Annotated in this window: 12 protein-coding genes; 1 reads left to right on the plus strand and 11 read right to left on the minus strand. The window is 47.2% G+C overall.

What is annotated here, in order from left to right:
- Positions 1–51: 51 nt before the first annotated feature.
- From ACUN27_RS20375 to ACUN27_RS20425, 11 genes are all read right to left on the minus strand, one after another.
- Complete coding sequence (locus ACUN27_RS20375) at positions 52–624, minus strand: dihydrofolate reductase family protein (RefSeq protein ID WP_315949920.1); 573 nt, start codon at positions 622–624, stop codon at positions 52–54.
- Between the two features lie 102 nt (positions 625–726).
- Complete coding sequence (locus ACUN27_RS20380) at positions 727–1,917, minus strand: oxalate decarboxylase family bicupin (RefSeq protein WP_445559525.1); 1,191 nt, start codon at positions 1,915–1,917, stop codon at positions 727–729.
- Positions 1,918–2,102: 185 nt separating this feature from the next.
- Entirely contained in the window at positions 2,103–2,921 is an 819-nt protein-coding gene (locus ACUN27_RS20385; RefSeq protein WP_315949916.1) for a class I SAM-dependent methyltransferase, read from the minus strand.
- Between the two features lie 126 nt (positions 2,922–3,047).
- On the minus strand, positions 3,048–3,551 hold the full coding sequence (locus ACUN27_RS20390; RefSeq protein ID WP_315949915.1) for a hypothetical protein: 504 nt from the start codon (positions 3,549–3,551) through the stop codon (positions 3,048–3,050).
- Positions 3,552–3,648: 97 nt separating this feature from the next.
- Positions 3,649–4,332: a DUF7002 family protein gene (locus tag ACUN27_RS20395; protein WP_445559526.1), complete on the minus strand. Its 684-nt coding sequence runs from the start codon at positions 4,330–4,332 to the stop codon at positions 3,649–3,651.
- Between the two features lie 123 nt (positions 4,333–4,455).
- The gene (cysI, locus tag ACUN27_RS20400; RefSeq protein WP_315949912.1) at positions 4,456–6,174 is read right to left on the minus strand and encodes an assimilatory sulfite reductase (NADPH) hemoprotein subunit; all 1,719 of its coding nucleotides are present in this window, start codon (positions 6,172–6,174) and stop codon (positions 4,456–4,458) included.
- 35 nt (positions 6,175–6,209) lie between these two features.
- Entirely contained in the window at positions 6,210–8,045 is a 1,836-nt protein-coding gene (locus ACUN27_RS20405; protein ID WP_445559527.1) for an assimilatory sulfite reductase (NADPH) flavoprotein subunit, read from the minus strand.
- Positions 8,046–8,242: 197 nt separating this feature from the next.
- Positions 8,243–8,527 (minus strand): hypothetical protein, encoded by a 285-nt coding sequence (locus ACUN27_RS20410; RefSeq protein ID WP_326059470.1) that lies wholly within the window; start codon positions 8,525–8,527, stop codon positions 8,243–8,245.
- 33 nt (positions 8,528–8,560) lie between these two features.
- Positions 8,561–10,390, minus strand: a complete 1,830-nt coding sequence (locus tag ACUN27_RS20415; protein ID WP_445559528.1) for a cache domain-containing sensor histidine kinase — start codon at positions 10,388–10,390, stop codon at positions 8,561–8,563.
- A 27-nt stretch (positions 10,391–10,417) separates the two neighbouring features.
- A complete protein-coding gene (locus tag ACUN27_RS20420) occupies positions 10,418–11,947 on the minus strand; it encodes an extracellular solute-binding protein (RefSeq protein ID WP_445559529.1) in 1,530 nt (509 codons plus the stop codon).
- A 23-nt stretch (positions 11,948–11,970) separates the two neighbouring features.
- Entirely contained in the window at positions 11,971–13,122 is a 1,152-nt protein-coding gene (locus tag ACUN27_RS20425; RefSeq protein WP_445559530.1) for an SGNH/GDSL hydrolase family protein, read from the minus strand.
- Between the two features lie 163 nt (positions 13,123–13,285).
- On the opposite strand from ACUN27_RS20425, the gene ACUN27_RS20430 reads away from it, so the two are divergent.
- Positions 13,286–14,860, plus strand: coding sequence for an FAD-dependent oxidoreductase (locus tag ACUN27_RS20430; RefSeq protein WP_418936885.1), 1,575 nt, complete (start codon positions 13,286–13,288; stop codon positions 14,858–14,860).
- Positions 14,861–14,871: the final 11 nt, after the last annotated feature.

Raw genomic sequence — 14,871 nt, forward strand, 5'->3', positions numbered from 1 at the left:
TAAGCGATTTATTTTCGCTTAACTCTTTTTAACTTTTTATTATCGAACGTATTACTCCTTTTTAGCTTCGTAATGAAGTACCAGCACGCCCGAAGGAAGTATCTTGGAAGATAGGAGATTCAACCGTTTGGTCGCCTTATCTTCTTGAAATAATCGCGTACCGCTCCCTAGCACAATGGGACTAACGGTTAATCGGTACTCATCGATTAAATCCAAATCCATAAACGTGTGTGCGATGCTTGGGCTGCCGAAGATGACAAGGTCTTTTCCCGGTTGCTGCTTGAGCTTTCCGATTTCCTCTGCAATATTCTCGTTAATGAGCGTTGTGCGGTTCCATTGAACTTCCCTTAGGCTTTTAGAAATCACAATTTTCTCAACGTCCTCAATCCAATTCGCATGATCGATATCATGCTGCGTGCTTTCAGGATCGTTCAGTACAGTAGGCCAATAGCTCTCCATCATCTGATACGTTACGCGTCCATAGATGGGAGACCCCACAGTCTTAACGATCTCATCCGCAGCGTCCATCAAATCTTGGTCATAAGAGATCCAATTCAATTCCCCATTCGGTCCAGCTACAAAACCATCTAGCGATACGTGCACGAATAAAACCACTTTTCTCATTGTCATTCTCCTTTAGTTTGATAGTCTCACTTCATTTTAGTGGATTCAAACTAAAAGACACAACATCTCATGAATTTCTATCACATTTTCAAAAAAAATTTTTTATCGCGGATAGTTAGAAGATCCCGGATATTTGACGACCCGCCATTTATCTTTGCGCAGCATATGGATAAGCTCAGGTCCAACATGCAAATTGCCTTTCACAAGCTCCTGCGGCGTGAGTGCCATCAACTGGTTTAGTGAAACATCTTCAAACAGGTTGCTTTTAAATATTTCAAGAAACCATAGGGATTCTGTTCCTGTATTTTGAATATAATGCCCCGAAGCAAATGGCACATAACCGACGTCACCTGCCCGGTAGTCAAACGTCCTGGCGTTGCCACTGCCGAGAACCACCGTCATGCGTCCCTGACCTGCGAGGTAGTACTGCCACTCATCGTTATTAGGATGCCAATGCAGTTCACGCATAGCACCTGGTTCTACTTCGACGAGGGCTGCCGCAATTTTTTGTGAGATGGGAAAATTTCTTGAGTCTACGATTCGTACGCTTCCGCCGGGTGTTTTGATCGGTGTTTGAGCTAACAGTTGGTGTTTGAAACTTAAGGGAATTGTACCGTAAGGGGATTGCACTTTCTCACTTTCGAGCGAGCCGGGAACTTTGTCTTGATAAATATAGACCTGATGATTTGGAATATGGTCAAATGCACTTATGGGAACACCGAAATTTGCAGACAATACATCTTTGGGCGTATGAGCAAACCAATCGGAAATCGATAACGTATGAAGGTCAGAGAAGTTGCCGTCATCGAAAACAAGCAGGAATTCGCAATGCTCCAACCCTTGAATCGAATGTGGAAGCCCTGGTGGGAAATACCAAAGATCACCTGGACCGACATCGGCAATAAAATTCCGCCCTTCTTGATCTATTGCCGTAATACGCGCACGTCCGAGCAGCATGTAGGACCACTCCGCTTGTTGGTGCCAATGCAGCTCCCGGACACCGCCAGGTGTTAGACTCATATTAACACCGGCCAACGTCGTCGCGATCGGTAATTCTCTCGCTGTAATTTTCCGCGACCACCCACCGTGGTTTAACGTCATGGGAGTGTCAGAGAATGAAAACTTCAAGTTAGGCACTAATCCGGCATCGGTTATAGGTGGAACCAGCATATTGGGGTTTTCCTTATCCCGCATGATATCCCTTGGACCTGTGTCGATTCCACCGGCGCCGTCATAACGGATGGGCTGTGGTACTATGCCGTTCATGCCTTGATTCCGTTTGGGAGAATCCATGGTACACTCCTTTCTTCAGTGGCGATTATGATATCTCATTCTAAAAAATATATGTATCGTGCTGGCTGTACATGCTTGCACCTCAATCAATAAAAGTCCTACTAAGTTGCAATTTTCTAGCAACAACTCGAAGAAATACAAAAAGGCTATGATGAACTTCTTCATCATAGCCAACCTTTTGAAACCTAAACCACACCCATACGAAACCGGTAACCGAACAAAATTTCCCGTTCCACGCCACCAAAAACCTCAGCTACCAGCTCGCGGAAAGCTGAGAACTCCTCGCGCAATTCCTCTGCACCTAGCTTCAGCGCGGTTTGCAAACCTCCCTGGCTGAAAGCCAGATTCGCATAACGCTCGGCATCGCACGTTTCCCAGTTATGAAAGACGATCTCCCTCGCATATCGAAATAAGCCGGAGTCGCGAATTTGCTGCAAATGCCCCTCTTTGTCCCATTTGTGGGCTTGTTGCTCACTCGGAGCCAGTTCTAACGCTCTAGCATCGCCTAAAGCGAGGAGCCGCTTGTACTCATCTTCAATCCTCCAGTCAAGCGCCGGCGGCCAATCACAGTCGTAAGCAGCGAAAATCCCTCCGGGACAGAGTACGCGAGCGAACTCACGCAGTGTGCTTTGCGGCTCCATCCAATGGAAAGATTGCGAGCAAGTAATAACGTCAGCGGACGCAGAAGGCAGTTCCAGTTCATGCGAAAGCCTTTTGACAAACTGCATATTCTCAGGTTTATGTATCGCTTCCCACTTGCTAACGGCAACAGCGCGCATATCGTCATTGGGCTCAACGCCAATGATTTGATCGGCTTCATCAAGCCATATAAACGTTGAAAGACCTGTGCCGCAGCCTACGTCAACAACGGTTTGCGGTTTATGCTGCAAGTACGTTGTTATCAGCTTAACGACCTCCTGCGGAGCCGTGGGACGATTCTGATCGTACAACGCGCCGAATCCGGCAAAACGCTGTACATTACTCGTGCGTACGTTCTCTATCATGGGCACAATCACTCCTTCATTCATCTACATCCCTAATTATACCTCATCCCACATTTACAAAAGATGAAATTGTTTTATAGAAAAACGATAGAGCTGCCGCAGCAGCCCCTGAATAACCATGGTATGTTAATACGTGACTATTTTTTTAAACAATTCATCGACCTTATCCTGCATACTGCGAACCGTTGTTTTCTTATATTGCATTCCTAGCCGAAGCACCTTCAACTGCTGCCTGCGCGAAAGTTTACGAAACCGCGGTTCACGTTTCAGAAATGTACGGATGATCGACCAACTGCTGACTGTTACCCGATCCGATTTGATGGCTGGAAGATCGTAAGGCAGCGGCCGCTTGCGAAAACGATCAACAAATTTCCCAACACTCGCAGATAGTTTGCTTTCATCGACAAGGCACACCGCTGATTGTTTATGCGTATGTTTTTTGAGGAAATTCAAATGCTGATGTCCGTCTACAACGACGTATCCTTTGTCTTTCTTGCTTTTTTGCACAACCAATAAATGCATTAGATCTTGCGCTACTTTTTTTAATTCTTTTTTCCGCTGTGAGGTTTTGGTTGTGGTACTTTCCGGCTTAATTTTACTCAGCGATATATATTGCACGGTATATCTCACCTGTACCCCTCCTCGTCAGACCGCTGTTCATAACATGATTTCCTTGATGTAACAGTGTATGTGGGATAGTGTCAAGTAGATGCTTGTTTGCTCGAAATTAGTCGGTTAACAACGTCCAGGGACGCGCCAAATCCCTCCAACTAACAGGAATTTCTCCCCCATTGCTGACATAAACCGCTGTCAGAAGCTCAGTCACACCATTCATCTGACCATCGATTAATATCTCTTTGATCTGCGAAGGGGTACTTGGCACTAAGTCATTTTTGACAAGGCCAAACTGTTCCAATGGCAGAAACATAGCCAAGCTTTTCTTATAAGAACAATGATTGGGGAACCGCGGCGAACTGCCCGAGTCATATTTGGATAGTGTAATTTCAGTTCCATGTTTCATTAACAAAGCAGAAGCATCAAATTCGAGAACGGCAAAAGCTTCCTCCGGCTCTCTTCTAGCATACGTTGCCATCATTTTTTGACAATCTTTCAGCGTTGGCCATAAAAAAACATGCCGGTCCAAAAACGCCCGAAACTTCTCTTGTGTCGTAGAGGCGTCGATCATGCTATCTGCGATTCTCAAATGAGAATTGATCGTAACCTGTTGATCTTGATAGTTCAAATGCCTTGGCGCTAACCGACGTGGGCCATCCTGTGAAGGATCGATTTGATAACTTGAAAACAGGGTGTCAAAATGCGCAATTGCCGGTAAATTTTTAGCGCGTGTAAAATGGTATAGCCTTTTTCTATTTGGTGTTTTAGTGATCGCTGAGATGTTCGTGTCATTCATCATTTTGCTCCTTATAAGTCAAACCTCGCCATATTTTACCACAAGATCCGCATGAACATTCAAAAAGGGACCATCCTGGCAGATCTATGACAGATCTTCAGGACAGCCCCACAAAATTAAATGTTATGCGTGAAAATCTTGGCCGGAACGAACTTCTTTGACATAACCCGCACGAATAACGAAGTCACCGAAGTGCTCGCCATCCCAACGCTCTTTGGCATATTGATTAAAAATCGGACCAAGCGATTGTAAAATCTCAGCTTCGCCAATATTTTCTTTGTAAAGCTTATTCAGTCGGTTACCCGCGTGGCCTCCTCCCAAATACATGTTGTATTTTCCAGGAGCTTTACCGATAAACGCAAGTTCAGCCAACATCGGACGTGCACAGCCGTTCGGGCAGCCTGTCATACGAATCGTAATTTCTTTCTCGCTAAGGCCTGCTTCTTCCAGCATCGGCTCGATTTTATCCATCAGCTCTGGCAAGTAACGCTCGGCTTCCGCCATCGCCATGCCGCAGGTCGGAAGTGCCACACAAGCCATGGAGCTTCTGCGCAGTGCGGAGTAATGAAGACCATCTGTCAAGCCGTATTCCTTGATTAATTCCTCGATTTTTTTCTTCTTCTGAGCGCTAACATTCCCGATAATCAGGTTCTGGTTCGCAGTAAGTCGGAAATCGCCGGAATGTACTTTGGCAATTTCACGAAGCCCAGTCAACAGCTGATAGCTACCTTCATCTTTGACGCGTCCATTTTGGATAAATAAGGTGAAATGCCATTTGCCATTGCTTCCTTTTACCCAGCCATAACGATCTCCGTTATCGTCAAACTGATATGGACGAGGAGCTTCAAGTTTCCAGCCCAGACGAGCAGTCAGTTCTTCAACGAACCATTCGATGCCGCGGTCATCAATTGTATATTTAAAACGTGCATGTTTACGCACGGAACGATCACCATAATCACGTTGAATCGTGACGGTTTTTTCTGCCAAATCCACAACTTGATCCGGTGTAACGAATCCAATCACTTGAGCAACCTGCGGGTACGTCAGCGTATCGCCATGCGTCATCCCCATGCCGCCGCCAACGGATACGTTAAAGCCTTTCAGCTTCCCGTCTTCCACAATGGCAATGAAACCAAGATCTTGTGAGAATACGTCTACATCGTTAGATGGTGGAACGGCAATACCGATTTTGAACTTACGCGGCAAGTACACTTTTCCGTAAATCGGTTCTTGCTCAACGTCTTGGCTGTCGATGACTTTCTCTCCGTCCAACCAAATTTCGTGGTAGGCGCGAGTTTGTGGATCCAGGTGGTTACTAATGCGGCAAGCCCATTCGTAAACTTCACCATGCACATCCGAAAGGTAAGGATTAGGATTGCACATTACGTTACGGTTAACGTCACCGCAAGCTGCGAGCGTGCTGAGCAGCGAGGCATTGACTTCTTGAATCGTTTTCTTCATGTTCCATTTCAGAACACCATGAAGCTGGAAAGATTGTCGTGTCGTTAAGCGAATGGTTCCATTCGCGTATTTCTGTGCTACACGGTCCATCATAAGCCATTGGTCCGCCGTCACGACACCGCCGGCTGCACGTACGCGCAGCATGAATTGATAGGCCGGCTCCAGTTTTTGCTTTTGGCGCTCATTACGCAGATCTCTGTCATCCTGCATATAGCTGCCGTGAAACTTCATCAGGCGGTTATCATCTTCAGGAATCGATCCTGTTATCGTATCTAGAAGCGTATCAGCGAGACTCCCCCGCAAATAATTCGTTCTAAGTTTAATGTGTTCAACGTCGCTATGCGGTGCGCTGTTCTTCGACAATAAATTGTTTTCTGACATATCGGCTCTCTCCTCTAGCAATCAACGGCTTCGTCTTAGTAGACGTCCCGCTGATAGCGTTTCTGCTGTTGCATCCGGGACAAGTATTCAGCCGCTTCTTCCGAGCTGAAACCGCCCTCTTGTTCAATAATTTTTGCCAATGTTTCATGAACATCATGAGCCATGCGTTTTTCGTCCCCGCAGACATACACGCTAGCCCCTTCTTGCAGCCATTGATACAATTCTTTGCTTTTCTCAAGCATGCGATGCTGAACATACACTTTTTGATCCGTATCACGGGAGAAGGCGACATCCATGCGCGTTAGAACGCCATCTTTCAACCAACGCTGCCATTCGATTTGATACAAGAAGTCTGTTGAGAAGTGCTGATCGCCGTAGAACAACCATGATTTGCCTTCCGCACCTGTTTCTTCGCGTTCGCCAAGGAATGCACGGAAAGGAGCAACCCCAGTTCCAGGTCCGATCATAATGATTGGTGTATCTGAACTTTCCGGCAATTTGAAATTCGGATTGTTCTGAATGTACACCGGCAGCGAATCGCCTGCCTTCACTCTTTCCGCCAATTGCACAGAGCACACGCCGTAACGTTCACGACCACGCGCTTCATAGCGTACCGTACGAACCGTTACATGCACTTCGTCCGGATATGCTTTTGAGCTGCTGGCAATAGAGTATAAGCGAGCAGGCATTTTGCGAAGAACCGAGATGAATTCAGCTGCTGCAATACCTTTTAGCGAATAATCCTGAACCAGATCAAGCAGATCTTTGCCGTTGATGTAGGCTTTAAGCTCTTGTTCATTGCCTGCAGCTACAAGCCCGTTCAGGTCTGTATTTACAGTCAATTTTGCAACTTGTTCTACTAGTGGTTTTGTCAGAACTGTAATTTCAAAATTATGTGTTAATGCTTCACGCACAGAGCGTTTGTCACCGTTTTTATTAATCGTAACGAGCTCTTCCGCATTCCAGCCCATGGCTTGAATTAATTCCTCGACAAGTTGAGGATGATTTTCCGGATAAATGCCTAAGCAGTCGCCTGGCTCATACTGAAGGTTCGATCCTTCCAAGGAAATCTCCACATGCCGCGTTTCGCGGTCCGATCCGCGTCCATTCAGATTCAAGTTCTCAAGAACTTCAGCCTGGAATGGATTCGTTCTGGAAAACTCGGATTCAGGTGCGCTTGCAGTGCTTACAGCGGCGCCTGCTGCTGCCGCGGATGATGAGCCTGAAGATGCGCTCAGCGAGCTTAATACGCTGCTCATCCATTCTGCTGCAGGTTCGTCGAAATCAACATCGCAATCTACACGCGGAGCAAGCTGCTTGCCGCCAAGTTCACCCAAACGCTTGTCGAAATCTTTCCCCGTCTGACAGAAGAACTCATAGGACGTATCGCCGAGCGAAAGCACGGAATACTGAAGTCCGTCTAATTGAGGAGCTCTTTTACTATGAAGGAAATCGTGGAAGGAAATCGCATTATCCGGTGGAACCCCTTCGCCATGCGTGCTGACAAGAACCAACAAAGTTTGCACCTTTTTCAAAGCATTCGGCTTGAAATCGGACATCGAAGAAAGCGTTACCTGAAATCCTTGTTCTTCAAGCTTTTTGGAAAACTTTTTGGCCAAACCTTGCGCTTTCCCGGACTGTGATCCGAAGAGAACTGTTACTTCTTTGGAAATAGCCGCTACGCTTGGTACTGCATTAGCTGCTGGTACTGCAGGAACTGCGCCAGTGCTAACTGATCCCGCCACACCATTCATTGCTGCGAAATAACCGCTTAACCAGACTCTTTGTGAATCTGTTAAAGTAGGCAGTAGACGATTAAGCAGTTCTACTTGTTCCTGATTAAAAGGACTGTTTGTTACTTGAAGTTCCAACAAAATCCACCTCTCATATGCTGCAGTAATAAGAAATTCCCCAATTAATTTGTCACATAAAATTTCACTCTCTTGAACCTATCATAGGTTTAGTTGCAGGTCAATTATAATGAATTTATAAGTTCTATCAGATTATCTGATATGGCGCATAAAAAACCTTAGCGGCATTCCCGCTAAGGCTCTATGTAACTCCCCAATCACAGCCGCATCAACGCCCGACGTTCCGCCTGCGGCCTGCAATCGGAGCAAACCCCAACGACCCGCCCCTCTTCATCCGAGTAGAACGCCAGCTTTTTTTGCTTCTTCCGGCAGAAGGAACATGCCTGCGTATTCGTATTCGTAGGAGTTTTCTTTTTGGATTGATACGAGGACATTTGAATGACTTTCGAAGTCTCGACCTTAACCCTGGCTTTTCGAGTCATTTTAACCACGCCATAAATCATCAGTGCGAGTACGGGAATTAGAACAATTACATAGAGCATAGCTCACCCTCCCTATTTCATATAAAAACCTTTTCAGCCCACTTGATCCTCCAAAGTTGTTACACACTTATCAAGCGGAAGGAACAACGTCATTCGGGTGCCACGACCGACGCTGCTCTCGAAGCGAAAATGAGCATCATCGCCATAGTACATTTTCATACGGGCGACTACATTGCGCAGGCCAAACAGATCTTTCTCTTTTTTTCGATCCGTAGCATTGCCTTCAACTGCTTGTTTGGATGCTTCCTCCAGTTTACCACAGATGTAAGCAAGTCTTTCCCGATTTACGCCTACCCCATTATCACTAACCTCCAACACGAGATTAGGTTCCTGTAAATAGGAGGAAATGACGAGTTCTCCGCCTTCACTTTGTTTCTCCAATCCGTGAATAACGGCGTTTTCCACTAACGGCTGCAAAAGGAGCTTCAGCACAGGATAAGGTTTGCTTTCCTCCGCAATTTCGTACCTGACGGTAAAATGGTCCAAAAACCGCAACTGCTGGACTTTAATATAATATGTCAAATGAATGATTGTCTCTGCAACTGAAAAAGTCTCGTTTCCTTTATTCAAGCTTAACCGGAAAAACTTCGACAGATTCAAGACCATCTCGCTGATTTCATCTGCCTCATAATTTTTGGCCGTCCAATAGATCGAGTCCAGCGTATTATATAGGAAATGCGGATTAATCTGTGACTGCAAAAATTTCAGTTCCATTTTGGACAATAATAATTGCTTTTCATAATGGTCGCGGATCAACGTCTTCTGATTTTCCGCCATTCGGTTAAAGGACTCAATCACATATCCCAACTCGTCAACGCGTTTATCTTCTAATTGAATGGTAAAATTGCCGGTACGCAGCTGCTTCATCCCATAGGCCAGTTTCCGCAGAGGAGCTGAAATGCCGCGATAAACGATCCAGGAAATAATAATCGCAAGAACCAAACTGACGACTACAATGCCATAAGTAAACACTTTTAAGGAATCGGTATGACTTCGAATTTCCCACAGCGGCTGTTCCATTCTAAGCGACCAACCGGACAACTTCGACTTGACGCTAATGGTGACCATTTCTTGCCCGGTCTGAGGAGATTTGCGAATCGATCTCACTTCTTCTTTTTTTTCCCAAACTTGCGCATTGACGCCTGCACCCGTTCCGGTAATCAGCTTGCCGTTGCTGCCAAATAAGGAAATATTCGCATTCTTGGATGGCAGGAGCGGTTTGGCCTGCTCAATCAAAGCGCTCTTTTTAATCGATATGATTAGTAAATTGGGATTAATCAACGTTCGATTATAAGGATCCATAGTCCGGATCAAATGAACGCTGTCCGCATCGAAATACGACTCCCCATCTTGGGGAGTATAAAAATACGTCCCGCCTCCCGCTTCCATTAGCCGCTCATACCACTCCTGCTTCTCAGCGCCCTCAGGCAGCTTGCTGCCCCCCAGTTTCGTAGAAATCACGGTACGCGACGGCATATGGATAATCGTAATTTGATCAACCATGAGATTCACATTCGTCATACTTGTGATTTGGTCCATCACCTGAGCGAATTGAACGAACGATTGCTTCTTCGGCTCTTGACCAACAGACTGCAGGGTCGAATTGATATTCATATCAAAAGCAATTAAAGAAGAAAGCTGCTCAATGTTTTGAAGCGAGAGGTCAATGTAATCCGCCATCGTGTGCAAGGCCCCTTGGGTTCTCTCACCCGTCTGCACTTCCACGATCATCTGTGATTTGGCAATAGCAAAAAGACTGAATCCGGAAAGCGGGAGTAGAATCAGTAAAAAATACCATGTTAATCTAACCTGAATGAACCCGGTTAGCACTTTTTGCAATTTAGCCGCGATGTCTATGGCCATGCTGGTGATCCCTCCATTGGTACCAGGTCATTTTCCCGGCTGCTTCCCGGTATCCCGCCACCATTCGTTCACTTCCCCGGTAATCTCATCACCGCCTGCCTCCTTCCATTTTTTCGCAAAATTATCGAATTCCTCTATGGGACTCATGCCCGCTATCATGCGCGTGAATGTTTCTTCCTGCAGCTTGGAAAGCTTCACTTGATGCTTGCCCATTGCGGGGGTAGGCGGCCCATTAAAGCGATTTTCCATGAGATTGCCTTCAATCTGCTGCAAATTTTCATACAGCTTGAACGGTTCGCCCAGCGCTTTCAACCGATCCCGGGTCATCTCCGGGTCAACCGTATCCGCCAGAGCTCCATAAATCCCCCTATAACCTTGCTTGATATGCTCATCAAATCGAATGGACAGCTTGCCGCCTGCTTTTGTCCAAACCTCATTTTCAAACCCAAGCTTCAAATTTTGCTGACCTGGACCTGCAATGAAATCAAGAAATTTGACCACGGATTCTGCCTGTTCGCTCTTAAGAGGCACAACATTGTAGGATCGGACGTTGGACGTGCTGTATACCCCGTGTTTACCGCTGCGTCCAATTGGAAAATCAAGTGGAATCCATTCCGCTTTCGGATCAATCTTACGGTTTGCCGCAATAAGCGAACGGGTATCTGACCATGCCGCTGAGTAGAGGCCAACCTTTCCGGAAGCGATCTTTTCGCCAAGGACATCGATTTTGTTCAAAGGAAATTCCGGGTCTAGAATGTCCTGTTCATACAAGCTGTGCAGGTAGGTGAGCGCTTCTTTCATTTCGGGCATAATGCCGGAGTAGACCAGTTTGCCGTCTCTTTCGTACCAAGCGTTCATCTGAACCCCGAAGGCCCCCAGAAAGGGTGAGGTTCTCCCTAATCGCTCCAAGATGGAAAGTCCGTACGTGTCCTTCTGACCGTTGCCGTCCGGATCCCTTTCTGCAAAAGCTTTCATCACAGTGGTGTACTCCTGCAGGGTGCGCGGGGGACGAAGACCAAGCTTGTCCAGCCAATCCTTCCTGGCGTAAATAAGCTCCGTCCCTTTTACCTCATTCAGGCTCGGAATTGCATAAATTTTGCCGTCCACGGTTACGTTATCCCAGGCTTCTTTGGGAATTCTCGCTTTCAGGTTCGCGCCGTACTTATCGATGTAGTCGTTCAGAGGTGTCAGCGCTTTTTGATTGACAAAATTAATAAACCAAGAGGGACTGCTTGTATTAAGCAAATCCGGCGGCTCCCCGGACGTCATCATGACGTTCAACTTCTCATCATACCCATTCAACGGGGGCAATGTGACACCCACTTGAACTCCCGTATTTTTCTCGATGTAGGATAGGTACGGATTGTTGTTTTCATCCATGCCTTCCGGGAAAATCACACCCAGACTGTTTACCACAATTCGGATGGCGGAAGTTGTATCCTTTTGACCAGCTTCCGTACCTTCCTTATTATCTGCTTGAACGCTGCAGCCAGAGGCGGTGAAACAAGTGACTATCGCGAGAGCAACGAGACCGGACGATTTCGATCTTAGTTTCATTCAACCACCCCTTCAAGCAAACGTTATCCTAGAATCTCCCTTAGAATCGTCGTCAATCCGTCGGCCATCCGAAGAAAGCCAAGATCAGTCGGATGAGAACCATCTACTGTACATTCTTGCGCGTGTTCCCCTAAAAGCAGAGAACCGTCGCAGAAATAAATGTTGGCGTCATTTCTCTCACGCCGCTCTTCCACGGCCTGTCTGGCAATCTGTTTGCGGTCCGCCCGATCCTTCGCCATCTGAACATCAAAATACTCTTTCGCATGCGTAATCCGGGATATCACCAAGATGGGTGTTAAAGGGTGCTTCTCACGATAAATGGATATAAAATTCGGCAGCGTTTGCTGCAGCAGCTCCGTGGTTACACAGTTAGCCTCGTAGTCCAAGATCAGACAAGCCGGATCTTGGATTTCCGCCAATAGATGGGCTAACTCGGGCTCGCCTTTCCCGTTTCCAGAAAACCCTAGATTGAGGAATTCCACATTGAAACGGCGCGATAAAATGTTCGTGTAGGACATCCCCGGGCGCGAGGCGCAGGCTCCTTGGGTGATGGAGGTTCCGTACACGATGATTTTTTGATTATTCTCATACGCAGGAGGCTGTGTAATACGTGCTTCCGGATTCAAACCGATCCAGACCTCATCTACTCCTTGGTACAATGGAAAATTCAGTGTAATAACCCTTTGTTCACGGCTCATATCAGTAAATAATACGCTTTCATATTCCGTCAGCTGATGATTGTATTTTGTCGTATCGAAATAAATTTGCTCGCCAGGACCGCCTATATAGCAATCAAATCCGCATTGTCCAGTAGCCGGCATATGATACATATCCGCAGCCCCGGTCAGCTTTACCTTGACGGAAAGTGAGACCGCGTCTGTTGTAAAGCGAATTTGGCCGCCGGTCGTGCAGTTGGCCAGCAAATCAACCGCTAGCGGCAGCTTCCACGCTGGTGCTGATGGAAGTCGGCGATACCGCCGCTCTTCTTCCAACCAGCCGAAGCCAGCTACTTGAAAAGGTTTCTCCATCGGAGAGTGCCATTGAAGTCTATTGTCACTAGTCTCAATCTGCATATTCGTATCAAGTTGTACAGCGTTAACGGTTTTTTTATCGCTCATCCGGATAACGACCCCTTTTCGTCCACTGATAAATGCTTCTGTAAAAATTTTCGTCATCTAGACGTTGAATCCTTTTTTTCAATACATCAAAGGTTATTAAAGTACCAAAAGAAGTCATGGTCCTCTGCTGTGGCTATTTTCCCGCTGTAATACAATGAGAATAGCCTGTGCAGCCGCTGCGCAAACAGGAGAAAAGGAGGGATCTTTGTTGACTAACAAGATCAATACATCATACACCGCCGATATTGTCATAATCGGTGGCGGTACCGGCGGATGTGCCGCTGCGCTTGCTGCTGCCAAATCCGGGAAATCGGTGATTTTAACCGAAGAGACCGATTGGATCGGGGGGCAATTGACAAGCCAAGCCGTCCCCCCCGATGAACATCGATGGATTGAGCAATTTGGCTGTACGCGTACATACCGCGAGTTTCGCAATGAAGTTCGCGACTATTATCGACGCCATTTCCCGCTTACCGAAGAGGCACGATCCCGCATTCATTTGAACCCGGGTAACGGCGGCGTTTCCCGGCTGTGCCACGAGCCGCGAACCGCATTAGCCGTCCTGCAAGCGATGTTAGCTCCTTATGTTCACAGCGGCAGGTTGCAGATCCTATACCGATATCAAGTACAGGCTGTTTCCGTTGACGGAGATGACATTCAATTCGTTAGGATGAAGAATTTGCAGACAGATGAAGTTATTGAACTAACTGCCGCTTACTATCTGGATGCGACAGAATGTGGAGATGTTCTGCCGCTTGCCGGAGCGGAGTATGTGACAGGAGCGGAATCATTCAACCAAACGGGCGAGCCCCATGCCGTTAAGGGCGATGCGCTCCCTCAGGATATGCAGGGCTTCACCTACTGTTTTGCCATGGACTATATCGAAGGTGAAGATCATACGATTGAGCGACCTGAACGCTACGATTTTTGGCGTACGTACAAAGCCGACTTCTGGCCAGATCGCTTGCTCAGTTGGACGGGCGTCCGGCCACATACGCTTGAAGCTGTCGACTACGAACTATTCGAGGGTACGGAGCGTTACTCCCTCTTCTACTATCGTCGAATCATCGACGCTGCTCAGTTTGAGGAAGGGACTTATCCCGGGAGCATCACGCTGGTAAACTGGCCACAAAACGATTACTGGCTGGGCTCCGTCATTGATGTGAGCGAAAGTGAACGGCAGCGCCACCTGTGGGATGCCAAGCAGCTCAGCCTCTCCCTTCTCTATTGGCTGCAGACGGAAGCTCCCCGCCCTGACGGCGGCACAGGTTATCCGGGGCTGCGGCTGCGTAAAGACGTCGTCGGTACGGATGACGGGCTAGCGATGTATCCCTATATGCGGGAATCCCGCCGGATTAAAGCCGAATTTACCGTGCTGGAGCAGCATGTAAGTACGGATTGCCGCGCAGATGGCCAAGCAGAGCAGTTCCACGACTCCGTCGGAATTGGCTGTTATCGCATCGACTTGCATCCAAGCACAGGCAATCGGCATTATATCGATATTTCCTCCCTTCCGTTCCAGATTCCACTGGGCAGTCTGATCCCTATTCGGATGAATAATCTGCTGCCCGCCTGCAAAAATCTTGGCGTTACCCATATCACCAACGGCTGCTATCGTCTCCATCCCGTCGAATGGAATATTGGGGAAGCCGCGGGTTTTTTAGCTAGTCGTTGTATCGATCGCAAGCTGAAGCCACGGGACATTCGGAACCAAGAGTCCGAGCTTCGGGAATTTCAACGCATGTTGGTAAGCTTCGGAATTGAGCTGGAGTGGCCGACTATGCATGCTGTATAGACTTACCAAAT

It is taken from the genome of Paenibacillus sp. WC2504 (genome assembly GCF_052682475.1).